Genomic DNA, 19,642 nt, shown 5'->3' with positions numbered 1-19,642 from the left:
AGCCTTCGGTCGGCGGAGTTAGCTTAAGGCACAATCGCAAACTCCCCCCTGAGGTGTGTAATGGCACTCGACACATGGCTGGCCTTTTTCGTGGCCAGTTGGATCATCTCTCTTTCCCCTGGCGCAGGCGCCATCGCGTCGATGTCCAGCGGCCTGCAATACGGTTTCCTTCGCGGCTACTGGAACGCCATTGGCCTGCAATTGGGCCTGGCGATGCAGATTGCCGTGGTGGCCGGCGGGCTGGGTGCCATTCTTGCGGCGTCGTCCACTGCGTTCTATGCGATCAAGTGGTTTGGCGTGGCTTACCTGGTGTACCTGGCCGTCAAGCAATGGCGTGCGTTGCCCATGGACATGACCGATGACGCTGCCGTGCGCCCGATCGGCAAGCCGCTGGCGATGATGTTCCGTGGGTTCCTGGTCAACGCCAGTAACCCCAAGGCGCTGGTGTTCATGCTGGCGGTGCTGCCGCAGTTTGTGAACCCGCAGGCACCGTTGTTGATCCAGTACGTGATCCTTGGCGCGACGATGATCTGCGTCGACATGATCGTGATGGCGGGTTACACCGGGCTCGCGTCGAAAGTCCTGCGCCTGTTGCGCACGCCCAAGCAGCAAAAACGCATGAACCGCACGTTTGCCGGGTTGTTTGTTGGGGCTGCGGGTTTTCTCGCCAGTTTGCATCGCGCAACGGCCTGATTAACGAAACCGAATCAAAATGTGGGAGGGGGCAAGCCCCCTCCCACATTGTTTTTTGTTAGCTGGAGGATTACGGTTCAGCGCAAGATCTTCGGCGCTTCATCCCTTGGCAGGTTGTTGCGCAACACTGGTTGGCCGGGCTCTTGATAGCCACCGCCCAGCTGCTCCGCCAACTGCCGTGCCACATCCTCACCCAGTGCTTTCGACACTTCCTTCACCACACGCGGCCGGTTCAGGCTGACGCGCACGTCGCGGCTGTTCACCAACTTGGTGTCCTGGCCTTCACCCATGGCGGTAAACGCCGAGGTGATTTCGAAGGTGCGGGTGTTGATCAGGCTGAAATCCGCCACCAGCGTCAGGCCCAGCACCGCCGAGTAGCTGTTGGTGTGGTCGAGGGCGTTGATGTCCTGGGTGAAGTCGATGTCCGACAGCGTGCCGAACAGTACGTAGTCCGCGCCCTTGAAGTTGCCGGCCTTGATCCGCTTGATCACGTCGTACACGTCACCCTTGGCATCGGCGGTGTATGGCGTGCCCTGCACCAGCTGGAATTGTCGCGACTTGAGGATCTCGCCCTTGATGTCGCCGCTGAATTTACGCAGCTCGGTCTGTTCGATGTAGCTGGTACGGCTTTCGTACTCGCTGTAGTTCGACGCGCCACTGGCGTGGTAGGCGCTGGCCTGGAAGTTGTTGCTGGCCGAGACCTGGTGGATGTATTCCTCGACCCGCGCCTCGTAGGCCAGGTCGGTCACCGCGATTTTCGGCGCTGCCGAGGCGCCAAAGGCGCACAGCAGGCCGATCATGCCAATCCATGCACGCATTGTTCAGCGCTCCGTGGTCTTGCGGATTTCTTTTTCGTCCATCCATTCGGCCAGGCCGCTCTCGACGTCGATCAGTTGCAGGCTGAACTTGTAGAACACGTCCTTGTAGTCCGCGCTGCGTTTGACGATAGAGCTGATCGAGCCTTCCAGGCGGTATTTGGCGGCAACCATGTTGCCGGTCTTGCTCACGGTGGACTTCTTGTACAGGCCGCTCTGGTTCTGCAGCTTGAGCTGGTCGACCTGGCTCTGCATTTCGGTGTTGTCGCTGGCGAAGCGCGCAGTACCGGTCTTCATCAGCTGGGTCTTGATCGACGTAGTGATCTCGCGGGTATCGATGTACTCGCTGGTCTTGTTCTTCACGTCATACACCTGCACCACCGGGCGGCCCTGCAGGATGCCGGACTGGGCCAGCGAGCGGGTCATGCTTTCGGCGATCATCTGCAGGTCGGTGGAGCCGAACTCGTTGGTCACCAGTTCCACGGCCTTGGTATCGCCGTAGCTGATGTTTTTACCGCCCAGTACTGGGGAGGTGTTGGCGCAACCGCTGACCAGGACGGCAACCACGGCGAGAATCGAGAAGCGTGCAAACATGGGGAAATCTCTCTGAAAACTGATAGAGGTGGGCTTCAAGGCGTCTTCACTTCAAGACGGAAGTCCGCCGCCTGGGGCAAGTTGGCGATGGCGGGCAGGAAGGTTGCCTGGTTGGCGTACAGGTTCAGTACCTTCCAGGTTTCTTCATCGCCCACGGGGAAACCGTCGGCGCCCAGCCATGCGAAGCGGTAATACATCATCTGGTTGCTACTGGTGATGTTGCTCAACTGCACCTTGGCAGTGAGGAAGCCGTTCTCGCGGGCGACGCGAATGGCCCCCACGGCGATGCCCTTGAACTTGCCCATCACTACGATCTTGCTGGCGGCGCTGCCGGGTTCCGGTGGCGGCGGGGTGGTGCAGCCGGCGAGCAGGACTAGCGCCAAGGCGCCGAGGATGAAATGACGCATAGCGTGCTCCTTAAGGTTGTTTGAGGGCGATGGCCTGGGGCGCGGTGCTTGGCACCACATGGGCGGCGAGGCCGCCAGCGAACACTTGGTTACCGACCACGCGCAGTGTGATCACCTGGTAGCGCTGATCGGCCTTGACCGTTACCAGCGTGCCGCCCAGGGCATTGGGCAGGCTGACCTGGTGCTCGCCGTGCTTGAGGCGCAGGCGCGTAACCTGGGTCATGTCCGGCAGGGTGCGCCAGGTGCGGGTGTCGGCGCCTTCGGTCACGGCGGAAGCGATGCCCAGTACCAGGCCCGCCATGGGGTTGGTCTTGTTCAGGTTGTTTTGCGCCACGCCACGGGTAACTGCCCGCACGGTGGTACGCAGGATGATCCCCGGCATGTCGTCACGCAGGGCGCGGCGGGACATGGCGGTGGTGCTGTTGAGCACGGTGAGGTTCTGTTGCTGGCCGTCGACACCGATCTGGGCGAAGGTCGCGGTGGAGGTATCAGCCTTGATCACCGGAAACGACAGCGGGGTGATCACCAAATTGCCGTTGATCGGGATTGGCAGTGGCAGGCGGATCGAATCGCGGGCCGGGGCCAGGCCGCTCTGGACCACGATCAGCACGTCGGTTTCATCGGCGCCGACTTTGGACTTGTCCAACTCCAGCAAGGCCTTCTCCAGCAAAGGCGTGTTGGGGCGCAACTCGGCGGCCTTGCGATAGCCGGGGGCGGCCAGGTCTTTTTCGCCCAGGGCTTCGTAGACAAAACCGGCCAGGTAATGGCTGAACGCACTCTGGTAGCTGTTCTTAAGGCCGACCACTTCCGGTGCGTCGAGGGCTTCCACCGGGTAGCCGCGCAGGTCTTTGATCTGGGTGGTTACGCCCTGGCGCTCGGCTTCGTTTTCGCGCTTGAGGTATTCCTTGTCCCGCAGGTCGGCGATCACAGCTTCGCGTTCGTGGGTCTTCTTGATTTCGGTGCGGGCGCCGTCAAAGTCATTCAGGGCCAGCAGGTTCAGGGCCATCTGCGTGGTCAGCATGACTTTTTCGTAGTCATAGCCTTCGTAGCGACGCACCTTGTCGTTGGCCAGGAAACTGCCGAACTGGGAGAGGTATTTTTCGCTGTCGAACTTGACTGATTCTTCCCACTTGTAGACTTGCAGGTCGGCGCTGCGCCAGGCGGTCTGGCTGCCGGTCAGGTCGCCCTTGGCCCGCAGCAACTCACCCTTTTCAAAGAAATAGAGCAGGTCCTTGTCTTCGCCGGTGTTGTTCTTTTCCAGCAGGGTCAAAGCCCCGTCGACGTTGCCAGTGGTCAATTGCTGATTAGTGGCTTGCAGCTCGGTGTCGTAGCTGCGAAACATCGAACAACCCGACAACAGCGTGACGGCCGCGAGTGTGAGCGGCGTTAAGGCGCGAAATGCCATGCAGACCTCTTCCCTGAAAGTATCCAGCTGATGTAGTGATTCCTCATAAAAGCGAGGAATGAAATTCCCTTTCGCACTAACAGGGCGCGGCATTATAGGCGCCATTACTGGCTAAACAATGGCTTTTTGCAGTGATGTAGTCGACAAAAGCGCCACTATTGCGCATTCAAAATGCCCCGCCCTTCCAAACACCAAATCACTAACACCTTGAGTCAAACCCCTTAAGGCTTAACAATGTGTTACTTCGTATTTCCATTTGAGATCCATTCATGACTGCCCCCTTCCGTTTTCTCGCCTGGCTGGTGTTGCCGGCGTTGATGTCGTGCAGCTTCAACCTGTTGGCCGCAACTGCCGAGGGTGCACCACAAGCCCTGCATTTGTTGGACTACATTGGCGCGGACTATCCTCCGACGGTGGAGGCGGGCAAGGTTATCGATGAATCCGAATACCGCGAACAGCTAGAGTTTCTCAGCGTGTTGCAGGGACTGGTGGCAGAACTGCCGCAACGGCCGGAACGCGCGGCATTGGTTAAGGGCGTCGACCAATTGTTAGCGGCGGTAACCTCCCGTCAGGAGGGCGCGACAGTCGCCCGCCAAGCCCGTCAATTGGGTGCCCAACTGGCCGTGGCCTATGAAGTCAGCCAGGCCCCGGCGATTACGCCAGACCCAACGCGCGGCGCACCGCTTTATGCCCAGCACTGCTCGGTCTGTCACGGTACTGCTGGCGCCGGTGATGGCCCGGCGGGCGTGGGTATGACGCCGCCACCTGCCAACCTGCAGGGTGCCGCGCGCCTGGATCGCCTGAGCCTTTATGCGATCTACAACACGCTTGGCCTGGGCGTCGAAGGCACCGATATGCCGTCCTTCGCCGACCAGTTGGACGACCGCCAGCGCTGGGACCTCGCGACCTACATCGCAGGCTTCACCGCCGACCCGGCCGCAGCGAAGAGCGAACAGCCGTTCAACCTCGCCGACCTGGCCCGCCAAACCCCCAATGAAGTGCTGGCCGCAAACGGCCCAGCCGCTGCCGCTACCTTCCGTGCCCAGCGCGCGCAACCGCCGCAGGTCAAGCGCGGCCCGGCGCAGTTGCTCGACTACACCGCCGCCACGCTGGACAAGAGCCTTGCCGCGTTCCGCAACGGTGACCACGAGCAGGCCTATGACTTGTCCGTCGCTGCGTACCTGGAAGGCTTCGAGCTGGTGGAAAGCTCCCTGGATAACGTCGATGCAAACGTGCGCAAGGACACCGAGAAGACCCTGATGGCCTACCGGCAGTCGTTGCAGGACGGCTTGCCGATTGATCAGGTTCAGCAGCGTCTGGATGTGGCCAAGGGCAAGCTCACCGAATCTGCCGGCTTGCTGGGCAGCGATGGCCTGAGCTGGTCGTTGAGCTATGTTTCAGGCCTGTTGATTCTGCTGCGTGAAGGCCTGGAAGCGATCCTGGTGCTGGCGGCGATCCTCGCCTTCCTGCGTAACACCGGCCAACAGTCGGCGGTGCGCAGCGTTAACGTCGGTTGGGGCTTGGCGCTGTTGGCCGGCTTGGCGACCTGGGCGTTGGCGGCGTATGTGATTGATGTCAGCGGCGCCCAGCGCGAATTGCTTGAAGGCTGCACAGCGCTGTTCGCCAGCGTGATGGTGCTGTGGCTTGGCGTATGGATGCACGACCGGCGCCACGCGGCAGCCTGGCAGGACTACATCAAGAGCAGCCTGGTAGGCGGTGGCGGGCGTTTCGGCTTTGCGATACTGGCGTTCTTCTCGGTGTACCGCGAGCTGTTCGAAGTGATCCTGTTCTACGAAACCCTGTGGCTGCAAGCGGGCCCGGCCGGGCACAACGCGGTGCTGGCTGGTGGCGCGACGGCGCTGGTGCTGTTGGTGGGCCTGGCGTGGGTGATCCTGCGCGGTTCGGCGAAGTTGCCGCTGGCGCTGTTCTTTGGCATCAACGCGGCGTTGCTGTGTGCGCTGTCGGTGGTGTTTGCCGGGCATGGCGTGAAGGCGTTGCAGGAAGCGGGCATCTTCGGCACGCGGCCGGTGGCGTTCTTTGACTTTGACTGGCTGGGCATCCACGCCGATGCCTACTCGTTGAGTGCACAGACCTTGGCGATCCTGGCGATTGTGGTGCTGTACGGGCGCAGTCGCCTGGCCGAGAAGCGCCGGGTGGCTGCATAACCATGCGCGTCTGGATCGATGCCGACGCCTGCCCTCGGGCGGCCAAGGACCAGGTGGTGAAGTTCGCCCTCAAACGTCAGTTCGAGGTTGTGCTGGTGGCCGGGCAGAGCCAGATCAAACCGAGTTTTTCCTGCGTGAAGCTGATCGTGGTGCCCAGCGGCCCGGATGCGGCGGATGATTACCTGGTCGAGCACGCTGTGCCTGGCGAGCTGGTGATCTGCAGCGATGTGCCGCTGGCCGACCGCTTGGTGAAGAAGGGCGTCACGGCCCTCGACCCCCGCGGCAAGGAGTTCAGCCCGCAGAACATGAGTGAGCGGTTGGCGGTGCGCAACCTGTTCACCGATCTGCGTGAGCAAGGCCAGATGGGCGGTGGTCCGCCGCCCCATGGGGAAAAAGACAAGCAGGCGTTTGCCAATGCCCTGGACCGTATCCTGACCCGGTTGATGCGCCAGGACTGACCTTGCGGTGAGTGGGCTTACTGTGGCGAGCTGGCTTGCCACAACAAGCCTGCTCTCCACAGTAAGCCCGCTCACCACGACAACCCCGTTCGCCACTCGGTTAGTCGTCCTCGTGGGTCAGTTCCAGCACCCGATCCACCAGCTTGTTGATGCCTGACGCCACTTCGCTGATGTTCTTGCCGAGCATGTAGGCCGGCGTGCTCACCAGTTTGCGCGCCTTGTCCTCGACGATATCTTCCACCGTGCATTCCTGGTGGGTGGCGCCCATTTTGTCCAGCGCTGCTGCGGTATCGGCATCATTACCGATGGTGCAGGTGACGCCTGGGCCATAGATCTTGGCAGCCAGGGCCGGTGAGATGCAGATCAGCCCCACCGGCTTGCCCGCTTCGGCAAAGGCTTCGGCCAGCGCCAACACCTGCGGGTTGATGCTGCAACCGGCGCCTTCTACCGCGAAGTTCGACAGGTTCTTCGCCGCGCCAAACCCGCCCGGCACGATCAAAGCATCGAAGTCTTCGGCGTTGGCCTCGCGAATGTCCTTCACCTCGCCTCGTGCGATGCGCGCCGACTCCACCAGGACATTGCGCGACTCGGGCATTTCTTCGCCGGTGAGGTGGTTGATCACATGCAACTGCGCAATATCGGGGGCAAAGCATTGGACCTGAGCGCCGCGCTGGTCCAGGCGCAGCAGGGTGATCACGCTTTCATGGATTTCTGCGCCGTCATACACGCCACAGCCGGAAAGGATCACTGCAATCTTTTTGCTCATGGGCATTTCTCCTGATTCATGGCGTTAAATGTCTACTAATTTGTAACCTGTTGCCAATGGGATCTCGCGCCGCTGCACCTAATCTTGATGTAACAAAAATAGACCGGACTAGCCCATGGACTTCGTGCCTTACGCGGTACCGTTTTTCATCGCCCTGATCGTCGTTGAGCTGCTGGCCGACCGCTGGCGCGGCGAGCGCAACTATCGGGTAGCGGATGCCATTAACAGTCTCAGCACGGGTGTGCTGTCCACCACCACCGGGCTGTTGACCAAGGGTGTGGGGCTGCTGACCTACGCGTTCGCCCTCAAGCACCTCGCGCTGATCGAGCTGTCGGCCCAAAGCGTCTGGACCTGGGTGTTCGCCTTTGTCGTCTACGACTTCTGCTACTACTGGCTGCATCGCTGCGGCCATGAACGCAATATCCTGTGGGCCGCGCACTCGGTGCATCACCAGAGCGAGGACTACAACCTGAGCACTGCCCTGCGCCAGACCAGCACGGGCTTTCTGCTGAGCTGGATCTTCTACCTGCCCCTGGCCGTACTCGGTGTGCCGCTGGTGGTGTTTATCAGCGTGGCGTCGCTCAACCTGCTGTATCAATTCTGGGTGCACACCCGCCATGTGCCCAAGCTTGGCTGGTTCGAGTGGTTCTTCGTCACGCCATCCAATCATCGGGCTCACCATGCACAGAACGCTCTCTACATGGATCGCAACTACGGCGGGGTGTTCATTATTTGGGACCGGCTGTTCGGCAGTTTCCAGGAAGAGGACGACAACGAACCGGTGATTTTCGGCGTGACCACGCCCTTGGCCAGCTGGAATCCGCTGTGGGCCAACCTGCAGTTTTATGCGCAGCTCTGGAGTGATGCGCGGCGCACTGAAAGTAAGTGGGACAAGCTGCGTATCTGGTTCATGCGCACCGGCTGGCGCCCGGCGGACGTGAAGGCCAAGTACCCGCTGGCCAAGCCGGACTTGAGCCAGTTCCGCAAATTTGAAGTGCCGCTGGACGCGCGCCAACAGGTATACGTGGGCCTGCAATTTGCGGCGTATGTGGGGTTTGGCAGTTACCTGATGAATTTCGGCGAGGGCCTGCCCACGGCGGCGCTGATCCTGGGCTGGAGTGCGATGGCGTTGGGGTTGTTTACGTTGGGCGTCGCGCTGGAGAACCGCCCATGGGCGCTGAAAGCTGAGTTGGTGCGGCTGGCGCTGAATGTGCCGTTGGTATGGCTGGCGCCGCTGGTCGGGCTATGGCCGGCCAGCACGCTGGGCTGGCTGGGCCTGGCGAGTTACAGCCTGCTCAGCGCGATTGGCCTCTACTGCTGCAGAGGCCGGCTTACTCGATTGGTGTCTTAGGCGCTTCGACCGGGGCGGGCTCGGCGGCGTGCTGAGCCTTTGCATCGGCACAGGCCTGGCGGGCGATACGCGCATTCTTGAAGCGGCGGCGCAACCACAGGCCAAAGCCCAGCAGCAGCAAGGCGCCCAGCACCCACAGCTCATATTTCTTGACGCTGCCCAGCATCCCTTCCAGCACTGCGCCGAAATGGTAGGCCGCAGCCCCCAAGGCGGCAGCCCAGATGGCGGCACCGATGCCGTTGAGGATCAGATAGCGCAGCGGTGGGTAGCCCGACAGGCCGATCGCCACCGGCATCACGGTGCGCAATCCGTAGACGAAACGGAAGCTCAGCACCCAGATGTCCGGGTGCTTGCGGATATGCTCCAGGGCCTTGTCGCCCATCAGTTGCCAGCGCGGCTTGCGCGCCAACAGCTTGCGGCCGTGCTTGCGTCCCATGTAGTACCAAAGCTGGTCGCCGGCGTAGCTGCCAAAGAAGGCAACCACCACCACCAGGTTGATATCCATGTATCCGCGGAATGCCAGGAAGCCTGCGAGCACCAGAATGGTCTCGCCTTCGAAGAAGGTGCCGAGGAAGAGGGCAAAGTAGCCGAAGTCATGCAGAAATTGTTGAAGCATGGTCTGGGTGCTGGCGAAATGAACGCGCAGCCTACGCCTTCGTGAACATTCATGAAAGTATCGAGATGTGTCACGAAGTGAACAATTCCTACAGAAACGACGAATGCGACTACAGGTCGCATCGATAAGCACAACTGTCATTCATTCGTCATAATGGCCGCTTATAACTGCAACGCTCGCCCGTAAACGCGGGCTCAGGAGTCTGTCGTGAGCTTTACCCCTGCCAATCGCCTGTTCCCCGCCACTCGTCTGCGCCGTAACCGTCGTGATGATTTTTCTCGCCGCCTGGTTCGTGAAAGCGTACTGACGACGAATGATCTGATCCTGCCGGTATTTGTGCTGGACGGTGAAAATCGTCGGGAAGCGGTGGCGTCGATGCCTGGGGTGGAGCGCTTGACCATTGATTTGCTGCTTGAAGAAGCCGCGGGTTGGGTCGAGCTGGGGATTCCGGCGCTGGCGTTGTTTCCGGTGACGCCGGCTGAACTCAAGTCCCTCGACGCTGCCGAAGCCTGGAACCCGGAGGGTATTGCCCAGCGCGCCACCCGTGCCCTGCGCGAGCGTTTTCCGGAACTGGGTGTGATCACCGACGTGGCGTTGGACCCGTTCACCACCCACGGGCAGGATGGCATTCTTGATGAAGAAGGCTATGTTCAGAACGACGTCACCGTCGATGCGCTGGTCAAGCAGGCCTTGTCCCACGCGGCGGCTGGTGCCCAGGTGGTTGCACCGTCGGACATGATGGACGGCCGCATCCAGGCGATTCGTGAAGCCCTGGAACTGGCTGGCCACGTCAATGTGCGGATCATGGCCTATTCGGCCAAGTACGCCAGTGCCTACTACGGCCCGTTCCGCGATGCGGTGGGCTCTGCCCTGAACCTGGGCAAGGCCAACAAGGCCTCGTACCAGATGGACCCAGCCAACAGCCATGAAGCCCTGCACGAAGTGGCGGCCGACCTGGCCGAAGGCGCCGACATGGTGATGGTCAAACCCGGGATGCCGTACCTGGACATCCTTTACCGGGTCAAAGAGGAATTCAAGGTGCCGACCTTTGTGTATCAGGTCAGCGGCGAGTACGCCATGCACATGGCCGCAATACAGAATGGATGGTTGAGTGAAGGGGTGATCCTCGAGTCCCTGACTGCCTTTAAACGTGCCGGGGCTGATGGCATCCTGACCTATTTCGCCGCCCGTGCCGCCCAATTGCTTAGAGAGCAACAATAGCCCTTACAGGAACACGCGATGAATACCGAAGGACTCTCAGAAGTTGCCGTAAAAGACGCTCACCCGGTGGTTGAACAAGTCGCCGAGACCCCGCCTGAGCTGGCGCCGGCCCCGCCTGTCGTGGTGGCCGAAGCGCCCGCGCCGGCCCCGGTGGTAGCGGTGACCAACCTGGATGACAGCAGCCTGTACATCCACCGCGAGCTGTCACAACTGCAATTCAACATCCGCGTGCTGGAACAGGCATTGGATGAGTCCTACCCGTTGCTGGAGCGGCTGAAATTCCTGCTGATTTTCTCCAGCAACCTGGACGAGTTCTTCGAGATCCGCGTCGCCGGCCTCAAGAAGCAGATCACCTTCGCCCGTGAACAAGCCGGCGCCGACGGCCTGCAGCCGCACCAGGCCCTGGCGCGCATCAGTGAGCTGGTGCATGGCCACGTCGACCGCCAATATGCAATCCTCAACGACATCCTGCTGCCGGAACTGGAAAAACATCAGGTCCGCTTCATCCGTCGCCGTCACTGGACCACCAAGATCAAGACCTGGGTGCGTCGCTACTTCCGCGACGAGATCGCGCCGATCATCACGCCAATCGGCCTCGACCCTACTCACCCGTTCCCGTTGCTGGTGAACAAGAGCCTCAACTTCATCGTCGAGCTCGAAGGCATCGACGCCTTCGGTCGCGATTCCGGCCTGGCGATCATCCCGGCGCCGCGTCTGTTGCCACGGATCATCAAGGTACCGGAAGAGGTGGGGGGCGCTGGCGACAACTATGTATTCCTGTCGTCGATGATTCACGCGCACGCCGATGACCTGTTCCAGGGCATGAAGGTCAAGGGCTGCTACCAGTTCCGCCTGACCCGTAACGCCGACCTGGCGCTCGATTCCGAAGATGTCGAAGACTTGGCCCGTGCCTTGCGCGGCGAGCTGTTCTCGCGGCGCTACGGCGATGCGGTGCGCCTTGAAGTGGCCGATACCTGCCCGAAACACCTGTCGGACTACCTGCTCAAGCAGTTCAACCTGGGCGAGAGCGAGCTGTACCAGGTCAACGGCCCGGTCAACCTGACGCGGCTGTTCAGCATCACCGGCCTGGACAGTCACCCGGAGCTGCAATACACGCCGTTTACGCCGCAGATCCCGAAACTGCTGCAAAACAGCGAGAACATTTTCAGCGTAGTGAGCAAGCAGGACATCCTGCTGCTGCACCCGTTCGAGTCTTTCACCCCAGTGGTCGACCTGCTGCGCCAGGCCGCCAAAGACCCGCATGTATTGGCCGTACGCCAGACCCTGTACCGCAGCGGCGCCAACTCGGAAATCGTCGATGCGCTGGTCGACGCCGCGCGTAACGGCAAGGAAGTCACGGTGGTGATCGAACTGCGTGCGCGGTTCGACGAAGAGTCCAACCTGCAGCTGGCCAGCCGCCTGCAAGCGGCCGGTGCGGTGGTGATCTACGGCGTGGTCGGCTTCAAGACCCACGCCAAGATGATGCTGATCCTGCGCCGCGAAGCCGGTGAGATAACGCGTTACGCCCACTTGGGTACCGGCAACTATCACGCCGGCAACGCCAAGCTCTACACCGACTACAGCCTGCTGACGTCCGACGATGCCTTGTGTGAAGACGTCGGCAAGTTGTTCAGCCAGTTGATCGGCATGGGCAAGACCTTGCGCATGAAGAAGCTGCTGCACGCCCCGTTCACGCTCAAGAAGGGCATGCTCGACATGATTGCCCGCGAGACCCAGTTCGCCCTCGACGGCAAGCCGGCGCACATCATCGCCAAGTTCAACTCGCTGACCGATCCGAAGATCATCCGCGCGCTGTACAAGGCCAGCCAGTCCGGCGTGCGCATCGACCTGGTGGTGCGCGGCATGTGCTGCCTGCGTCCGGGCATCGTCGGCGTGTCGCACAACATCCACGTGCGCTCGATCATCGGTCGCTTCCTGGAGCACACGCGGGTGTTCTACTTCCTCAATGGTGGCGAAGAGCAGATGTTTCTCTCCAGCGCCGACTGGATGGAACGCAACCTCGACAAGCGTGTAGAGACCTGCTTCCCGGTGGAAGGCAAGAAGCTGATCATGCGGGTCAAGAAAGAGTTGGAAAGCTACCTTACCGATAACACCCACAGCTGGAGCCTGCAGTCGGACGGCCGCTACGTGCGTAACTCACCGACCGGCAACCAGAATGCGCGCAGTGCGCAGGCGACATTGCTGGAGAAGCTGGGTAGCCCGATTCTCGCGGTGAACTAATCCAGGCTTACGCTGACCCAATGTGGGAGGGGGCTTGCTCCCGATAGCGGTGCGTCAGTCACTAAATACTTAGACTGAACCACCGCTATCGGGAGCAAGCCCCCTCCCACATTTGTTTTTCGGCGTTAATTAGATCGAGTCAGCGCAGGTTGAGGTTGAAGCCTACTCGTGTGAGCCACTCCGCTTCCTGGCCGAAGTCTGCCTGGGTCAGCTGGTTTTCATCCAGCCAGCCTTTCGGGAACACCACGTCCAGGCTATCGCCGTGGGCGCGCAGGGTCACCTGGGGCATTTCCTGGGTACCGCGGATGTGGTGGAACAGGATCGCAAAGCGCAGCAGCACGCACAGGCGAATCAGCTTGATGCCTTCGTCGCCGAACTCGGCAAACTTGTCCTTGGGGATGTTACGACGATGGCCGCGCACCAGCAGCGCGAGCATCTGCTGGTCTTCACGGGAGAAACCGGCGAGGTCGGAGTGCTCGATCAGGTAGGCGCCGTGCTTGTGGTAATGGTAGTGGGCGATGTCCAGCCCCACTTCATGCACCTTGGCGGCCCAGCCCAACAGCTCGCGCCATACGCCGTCTTCCAGGTCCCAGTCCTCGGCCACCTGGTCGAAGGCATGCAGGGCCTTGCGTTCCACGCGGGCGGCTTGTTCCAGGTCGACGTGATAACGCTCCATCAGCGAGCTGAGAGTGCGCTCACGCACGTCTTCGTGGTGATGGCGGCCCAGCAGGTCGTAGAGCACGCCCTCGCGCAAGGCGCCGTCACAGTGGTCCATGCGCTGCAGTTCAAGGGCATCGAAGATCGCTTCGAGAATCGCCAGGCCCGCTGGAAATATCGTGCGACGGTCGGGCTTGATCCCGTCGAAGTCGATTTTCTCGGCATCGCCCAGCTTGAACAGCTTGCGCTTGAGCCACGCCAAGCCTTCGGCGTTGACTTCGCCGGTGCCATGGCCGCCGGCCTTTAGCGCCAGCCCAATGGCGCGGATGGTGCCAGACGAACCGATGGCCTCATCCCAGGTCAGGCGGTGCAGGGCGTGCTCGATGCTCATGATCTCCAACCGCGCCGCCGTGTAGGCCTGCGCGTAGCGCGCCGGGGTGATCTTGCCGTCCTTGAAATACCGCTGCGTATAGCTGACGCAGCCCATCTGCAGGCTCTCACGCAGCAGCGGTTCAAAGCGCTGGCCGATGATGAACTCGGTACTGCCGCCGCCGATGTCCGCCACCAGGCGTTTACCGGGCGTATCTGCCAGGGTGTGGGACACGCCGAGGTAGATCAGGCGCGCTTCTTCACGGCCGGAGATGACTTCTACCGGGTGCCCGAGGATTTCCTCGGCGCGGCGGATGAATTCACCACGGTTACGCGCTTCGCGCAGGGCGTTGGTGCCGACGATTCGCACGGCGCCCAAGGGCATGCCATTGATCAGTTGGGCAAAGCGCTTGAGGCAGTCGAGCCCGCGTTGCATGGACTCTTCATTGAGCTGGCGCTCGTCGTTGATCCCGGCAGCCAGCTGCACTTTTTCGCCGAGCCGCTCAAGGATGCGTATTTCGCCGTTCTGGGCTTTGGCTACGACCATGTGAAAGCTGTTCGAGCCCAGGTCGATGGCGGCGATCAGGGACAGATTCTTCGGCTGGGATTGCGGCATGGTTTGGGGTCTCGGTCGATAACCTGACCATCGTGCCACGATCGACCGCTGGAGCCAACGCGCAGCTGCGAGAGAGAATTTTCCCGAGGCTGCTGTGGAATGCGTGAGTGCGGACTGTAGGAGATATCCACAAGCGTTGCGGGACCAAGTTGATAGTTGCTGTAGTTGATATTCAGAGGCCCGTATGTTTGCTGGGTCTTCTGATAATTCCTACGATTTTTTGTATTTGTCCTCGCCATTTTTGGTTGTGTTCTCACGTAAGTCTCTACCGATTTGAAGTGATACTGCTGAGCGTTCTTACGTCGATTGATATTTTTTCTGGCTTTATTGTTGATGGGGAGCGTCGATACTTCGGGTCGGCGCTTGTGCCGTGGTGTTATTTATTTATAGGTCAGACTCACGAATGAAAGATTTTTAACGTGTTGTCGTGCGTTTTAAAAAGTGTTTCTGGTTTTTAGTAATAAGCCATTTCTTATCCTTACTGATAGTGAGTTGTCTTATGAAGAAAAGTATTTTTGCATTGGCAGGTGTGTTTTTGGCTGTTGCTGGCTTGAATGTGCAAGCCGCAGACCTTCGCGTCAAAGGCACTATTGCACCTGCCAGCTGTAGCTTCACAATTACTAATTCAGTCATTGACTACGGCAGAATTGATCCCAATACGTTAAGTGCGACAAATTATACAAAATTGGGGGCGAAAAGCACGCCTTATGCAATCAAGTGCGGTAGTCACGTCAAGACCAAGGTTAGTATCAAGGCTATTGATAATCGTGCAAGTAGCAAAATACCGAATTTGATGGTTTCGCAGTTTGGACCGAACTATGTCGATCGCTACCAGTATGGTCTGGGGAATACGGCAAAATCGCAAAAAATAGGCGGCTATGTTGTGCACCTTCGTAACTCGGTAGCCGATGGCAAAGCGGTTAGCGTCATGGGTTCAAATAATAATGGTGGGGTGTGGGTGCCTACTAGCACTGAGGCTGTGGGGAATGCAGCTACTGACTTGACCAGTTGGCACACTGGAAACTTCACTCCCGTTTCGCTGAACACCCTGTCGGGGAATCTGGAAGTTCATGCTGTTATCAACAAAACTTCCGAGCTTGATTTGAACAGCCAGGTGAATCTGGACGGCCAGGCGACACTTGAGCTTCGGTACCTATAACTTCGTGGGCTTTGCGCCTATCGCTCCAGCCCTTTCAGCAAGGGCTGAAGCTGTCTACACGAGTTGTTTTTCCCAATGGTCTGAAAAGACCGGACAGTAACCATGAGTAAGGGTGAGTCTCTAATGCGTAATAAATTTTGTGCGGTTGCAGTTGCGGGAGCGCTTGTGGCATTTGCAGGTTTTAATGTCCAGGCGGCTGATATTCGTGTCAAAGGCACTATCGTGCCTTCCAGCTGCAGCTTCAATATTACCAATTCGATTATAGATTATGGTCGAATTCAGCCGAACGCCTTGAGCGCTACTCAATATACCAAGCTGGAGCGCAAGAGCACCCCGTTTTCCATAAAGTGTGATGCGCCAACGTTGGTTAGCATCAAGACACAAGACAATAGAACTTCCAGCAAAGTGCCGGGCATGATGCAGGTTGCTTTCAATTCAACTTATATTGATGCATTCAACTACGGGCTGGGGGTCTCTCCGAAAAACGAGAAAGTTGGCGGCTATATCATGCTCATGAGTCATGCGGTTGCGGATGGTAGGGCGGTCCGGGTCAATGGGTCGAATAACAATGGCGCTACATGGACTGTTGGAGATGGTGCCCTGGCACAACCGCCACACCTGACCAGTTGGGCATCGTCGTCCAGCACTGCGCCGATAAAACTCACGGCGGTCTCCGGCAGTCTGTTGGTCCAGGCTGTTATCAACAAAACATCTGCATTTACCGTGGGCAGTGGGATCAATCTGGACGGTCACGCGACACTCGAGTTGCGTTACCTCTAAGCAACGATATCAAGCCGGTGCAAGTTGATAGATAAGTTGAAACTTGCGTCGGCTATTTTTCCTGACCTGTAACAAAGGAAAGAATAGATGGTTGCTCTTTCACGAATCAAGACTGTCCTCTCGCTGTCGATCTGCATGAGTTTTCTGGCGTGCGGTCTGGCGATCGCCGATGGCATGGAACCTGAAACTACCGTCATTGTGCTTAATGAGGCAGATGGCGAAGCGAGTATCAACGTCAAAAATACGGATCCCACTCCGGCGTTGCTTCATTCGGCCATCGAAGATATTCCAGAGGACCTTGAACCATTAGTCGTAATCACTCCGCCGGTAACCCGCGTCGATGCAGGTGAACGGCAGATGGTCAGGTTTCTTTTGATTGCCGGTGAACCCCTTAAAACCCAACGCCTCAAGCGTGTGACATTCGAGGGTATCCCACAGGCCCGGCCTGATTCAGGTGCGACTATCGGCATTAGCCTTAGGCAAAACCTGCCATTGATTCTTCATCCCAAAGGGCTTCCCCAGCACAACGCCCCCTGGGAATTACTGACGTGGCACCTTCAAGGCAATGCCTTGAAGGTGCGCAACGACAGCGCTTACGTCGTCCGTTTGGCTGACGAAGTGCTATTGAGCCCTCAGAAACAGAAAGTCTATCTGCCCCGCACCTACGTGCTGCCGGGAGAGACCCTAAGTGTGCCTATCGAGACTGCAGTCGCCGGTGCCACCTCGGTCTCGATTTCCCCCGCTACCGTCTATGGATTTACGGTGGAAAATTACGATGCGCTGATCATCGTAAACGCGCCGTGACCCCACATGAAAAAAATCAACGCAGTTAGAGTCGCGGTTGCCCATGCGGGGTATGTACAAAAGCCTGATGAGCTATTCAGGCGCAGCGGGCTGAGCCTGTCGGTGTGTGTGGCAATGATGTCCGGTGTGATTGCAGAGGCCGATGCCGCACCCACAACCACCACCATTGCCGGGTTTGATCTGGCGACGTTGCAGGCACGCGGTATCAGCCCTTCCGTAGCCCAGTATTTTCGCGACGCGCCGCGTTTCGGTGAAGGCAACCGGGTGGTAGACCTCACAGTCAACGGCGAGCGCATTGGCTTGACCGATGCGCGCTTCGATCGTGAGGGCCAACTGTGTTTTACCCGCGGCTTGCTGGAGCGTGGTGGCTTGCGAGTGCCTTCCACGGTAGTCGACAAAAGCGTCGCGCCGGAACACGCCTGTTATGACTTCCGCGCCGATTACCCCAAGACGATCACCACATTGCGTCCCGGCAATGAGGAGGTGTCACTGGTGGTGCCTACGGACGCTCTGCGGGATATCCAGCAAGGTTCTGGCAGCTACGCGCGCGGCGGGACCGCGGCGTTGCTCAATTACGATATCCAGGCCGTCAACAGTCATTCGAGGGAAGATACCAATCGCTACCTGTCGGCCTCTACGGAGGTGGGTTTCAACTTTGGTGATTGGATTGCCCGCAGTCGCCAGCTTTATATTTCCAATGACCGTAGCACAACGGCTGAGCACTTATACGCCTACGCGCAACGGGATTTTGTGCGGTTGGCGTCGACCTTTCAAGTCGGCCAGATTTCTGGGAATAACCCGGTGTTTGGCGGTGTTCAACTGACGGGTGCGCAATTATTTCCCGATGGTATTGAAAGCAGCGGTGTTAACAGCGGCGTGGTTGTCGAGGGGCAGGCCCTGAGCCAGTCACGGGTGGAGGTGAGGCAATCCGGCGCGCTGATCTACACCACGATGGTCCCGGAAGGGCCTTTTTCCCTGACCAATCTACCGTTGCTCAATGGCACCAGTGACCTTCAGGTCACGGTTATCGAGACCCGTGGCGGGCAGCGCAGTTTTGTAGTGCCGGCCGCGACTTTCCGCGCGGCGGTGCCCGTCAAGTCAGGTTATACGGCGTCTCTGGGCAAGGTCCGGGATGTGGAAGGCGCAGGCGCCAAGGAGCCAATGCTGGCGATGGGCAGTGGTACTTGGGCGGTGGGCGAGGGCAGCGCGCTGAGCGCGGGTGTACAGAGCACCGATAGCTATAACTCGGTAGGCCTGGCGCTGGACAGCAGTTTTTCCCAGCGATTTTCCATTGGTGTGCGAAACAATCTGTCCCGCGATCATTCACAAAAAATCCAGGGTGCCCGTAACAGCATTTCCGTTAGCGCCAGCATAGCTGCAAATGTGCAGATGGCTTTGAGTGCGACTACGCAGACGCCGGGCTATCGTGACGTACTCGATACAGTGAACCCTGATATCAAAGAGGTGGAAAACGCGCGTTTCAAGAACCAGTACACCGCAGGATTCAGTTGGCTGGACCCACAACTGGGCGGATTCTCGATTGGCTACACCCGGGGCGCCCATTTCAACAGTCAGACTACCCAGCACGTCTATGGCTCGTGGAACAAGAACTTCAAGTACGCCAGCATGGGTGTCACGGTCGATTCCCAGGTTGGCCAGTCCAGCCGCACTATCGATGGCGATAAGAACGACGAAGGCCTGGGTATTCGACTGCAAGTCAGCGTGCCGCTGGGCAGCGACCGTACCCTCAGTTCCTACGCTCGACGCCAGGGTGAGCGCACCAGTATCGGCACTACCTATGACGAACGCATCGATGAAGCGTTTAACTACCAGGTGCGCAGCGAACAAGACCTGGGTGAGCGTCGCGAGCACACCGTCGGCGGTACGGTCAACTCGACTACTCGCTACGCCCAAGTGGGGTTGGGGCTCAATCGGGACTCGTCCAGCACCAGCTACACCGGCCAACTGCAAGGGGCGGTTGTCGCCCATTCACAAGGGGTCACGCTGTCGCCGTATCGGGTAGAGGATACCTTTGGTGTTGTCTCGGTCGGTGACATTGCGGGTGCCCGCATTGCTACCCCTCAGGGTCCGGTCTGGACTGACCCGTGGGGGCAGGCGGTGATTGCCAGCTTGCCGGCCTATCAAACCAGCCTGCTCGAACTGGAAGGCAAAAGCCTGCCTAGGCAGGTGGATATCAAAAACGGCACCCAGGTGCTGGAGGCTGGGCGTGGGTCGTTCAACAAGGTCGACTTCGAAGTGATCAAGGTGCGCCGCGTATTGCTGCGCGCCACGGGTGCGGATGGTAAGCCCTTGCCCCAAGGCGGCGCTGTGCTGGGCGCGGGCAACGAGCTGCTGACCACCGTTGTGGGGGATGGGATGATTTTCCTGAGCAACGTTGAGGCGCCACAAACCTTGAGAGTGTCCTCGTCCAACGCGACGAACTGTGCACTGCAATTCGACCTTCCGGAGCAAACTTATAATGGTCACTTCTACGAAACCGTGTCCGCGACCTGCCGCTAAGGTGG

The 19,642-nt window shown here is 59.3% G+C and carries 17 protein-coding genes; 10 read left to right on the top strand and 7 right to left on the bottom strand.

The window, feature by feature from the left end:
* Positions 1-60 precede the first annotated feature (60 nt).
* Complete coding sequence (locus tag ACR52_RS21895) at positions 61-693, top strand: LysE family transporter (protein WP_048729370.1); 633 nt, start codon at positions 61-63, stop codon at positions 691-693.
* 77 nt (positions 694-770) lie between these two features.
* On the opposite strand, the gene ACR52_RS21890 is transcribed toward ACR52_RS21895, so the two are convergent.
* Genes ACR52_RS21890 through ACR52_RS21875 form a run of 4 tightly spaced genes read right to left on the bottom strand, consistent with a single transcriptional unit; the run spans position 771 to position 3,914 of the window.
* Positions 771-1,511 carry a hypothetical protein gene (locus tag ACR52_RS21890; protein ID WP_048729369.1) on the bottom strand — a complete coding sequence of 247 codons (741 nt, stop codon included), beginning with the start codon at positions 1,509-1,511 and terminating at the stop codon, positions 771-773.
* A gap of 3 nt (positions 1,512-1,514) precedes the next feature.
* Positions 1,515-2,102, bottom strand: coding sequence for a penicillin-binding protein activator LpoB (gene lpoB / locus ACR52_RS21885; protein WP_048729366.1), 588 nt, complete (start codon positions 2,100-2,102; stop codon positions 1,515-1,517).
* A gap of 35 nt (positions 2,103-2,137) precedes the next feature.
* Complete coding sequence (locus ACR52_RS21880) at positions 2,138-2,509, bottom strand: YcfL family protein (protein WP_048729364.1); 372 nt, start codon at positions 2,507-2,509, stop codon at positions 2,138-2,140.
* 10 nt (positions 2,510-2,519) lie between these two features.
* The gene (locus ACR52_RS21875) at positions 2,520-3,914 is read right to left on the bottom strand and encodes a COG3014 family protein (protein WP_048729363.1); all 1,395 of its coding nucleotides are present in this window, start codon (positions 3,912-3,914) and stop codon (positions 2,520-2,522) included.
* A 269-nt stretch (positions 3,915-4,183) separates the two neighbouring features.
* Between ACR52_RS21875 and ACR52_RS21870 the strand changes: the two genes are divergently transcribed.
* Positions 4,184-6,079, top strand: coding sequence for an FTR1 family protein (locus tag ACR52_RS21870; protein ID WP_048729361.1), 1,896 nt, complete (start codon positions 4,184-4,186; stop codon positions 6,077-6,079).
* A 2-nt stretch (positions 6,080-6,081) separates the two neighbouring features.
* Complete coding sequence (locus tag ACR52_RS21865; protein ID WP_048729359.1) at positions 6,082-6,537, top strand: YaiI/YqxD family protein; 456 nt, start codon at positions 6,082-6,084, stop codon at positions 6,535-6,537.
* Between the two features lie 100 nt (positions 6,538-6,637).
* Here the strand turns inward: ACR52_RS21865 and elbB are convergent, their stop codons facing one another.
* Positions 6,638-7,303, bottom strand: a complete 666-nt coding sequence (gene elbB / locus ACR52_RS21860; RefSeq protein WP_048729357.1) for an isoprenoid biosynthesis glyoxalase ElbB — start codon at positions 7,301-7,303, stop codon at positions 6,638-6,640.
* Positions 7,304-7,418: 115 nt separating this feature from the next.
* Between elbB and ACR52_RS21855 the strand changes: the two genes are divergently transcribed.
* A complete protein-coding gene (locus tag ACR52_RS21855) occupies positions 7,419-8,654 on the top strand; it encodes a sterol desaturase family protein (protein ID WP_048729355.1) in 1,236 nt (411 codons plus the stop codon).
* On the opposite strand, the gene ACR52_RS21850 is transcribed toward ACR52_RS21855, so the two are convergent.
* Positions 8,635-9,270 carry a DedA family protein gene (locus tag ACR52_RS21850; RefSeq protein WP_048729353.1) on the bottom strand — a complete coding sequence of 212 codons (636 nt, stop codon included), beginning with the start codon at positions 9,268-9,270 and terminating at the stop codon, positions 8,635-8,637. The genes ACR52_RS21855 and ACR52_RS21850 overlap by 20 nt on opposite strands.
* 207 nt (positions 9,271-9,477) lie before the next feature.
* Between ACR52_RS21850 and hemB the strand changes: the two genes are divergently transcribed.
* Both hemB and ppk1 read left to right on the top strand, forming a co-directional pair.
* The gene (gene hemB / locus ACR52_RS21845; protein ID WP_048729350.1) at positions 9,478-10,491 is read left to right on the top strand and encodes a porphobilinogen synthase; all 1,014 of its coding nucleotides are present in this window, start codon (positions 9,478-9,480) and stop codon (positions 10,489-10,491) included.
* An 18-nt stretch (positions 10,492-10,509) separates the two neighbouring features.
* On the top strand, positions 10,510-12,732 hold the full coding sequence (gene ppk1, locus ACR52_RS21840; protein WP_048729348.1) for a polyphosphate kinase 1: 2,223 nt from the start codon (positions 10,510-10,512) through the stop codon (positions 12,730-12,732).
* Between the two features lie 139 nt (positions 12,733-12,871).
* On the opposite strand, the gene ppx is transcribed toward ppk1, so the two are convergent.
* A complete protein-coding gene (gene ppx / locus ACR52_RS21835; protein ID WP_048729347.1) occupies positions 12,872-14,374 on the bottom strand; it encodes an exopolyphosphatase in 1,503 nt (500 codons plus the stop codon).
* A 499-nt stretch (positions 14,375-14,873) separates the two neighbouring features.
* Here ppx and ACR52_RS21830 point away from each other — a divergent pair, with 499 nt between their 5' ends.
* The 4 genes from ACR52_RS21830 (at position 14,874) to ACR52_RS21815 (ending at position 19,637) form a co-directional block, all read left to right on the top strand.
* The gene (locus tag ACR52_RS21830) at positions 14,874-15,533 is read left to right on the top strand and encodes a DUF1120 domain-containing protein (RefSeq protein WP_048729345.1); all 660 of its coding nucleotides are present in this window, start codon (positions 14,874-14,876) and stop codon (positions 15,531-15,533) included.
* A 102-nt stretch (positions 15,534-15,635) separates the two neighbouring features.
* On the top strand, positions 15,636-16,313 hold the full coding sequence (locus ACR52_RS21825; RefSeq protein ID WP_048729344.1) for a DUF1120 domain-containing protein: 678 nt from the start codon (positions 15,636-15,638) through the stop codon (positions 16,311-16,313).
* Between the two features lie 87 nt (positions 16,314-16,400).
* Positions 16,401-17,117 (top strand): fimbria/pilus chaperone family protein, encoded by a 717-nt coding sequence (locus ACR52_RS21820; RefSeq protein WP_082143203.1) that lies wholly within the window; start codon positions 16,401-16,403, stop codon positions 17,115-17,117.
* A gap of 6 nt (positions 17,118-17,123) precedes the next feature.
* Positions 17,124-19,637 carry a fimbria/pilus outer membrane usher protein gene (locus tag ACR52_RS21815; RefSeq protein WP_236692176.1) on the top strand — a complete coding sequence of 838 codons (2,514 nt, stop codon included), beginning with the start codon at positions 17,124-17,126 and terminating at the stop codon, positions 19,635-19,637.
* Positions 19,638-19,642 lie beyond the last annotated feature (5 nt).

Origin of the sequence: Pseudomonas fildesensis, from assembly GCF_001050345.1 — a bacterium.
Taxonomy (GTDB): domain Bacteria; phylum Pseudomonadota; class Gammaproteobacteria; order Pseudomonadales; family Pseudomonadaceae; genus Aquipseudomonas; species Aquipseudomonas fildesensis.
Note: the sequence above shows the minus strand (reverse complement) of the source record. Positions and strands in the feature narration are given on the sequence as shown.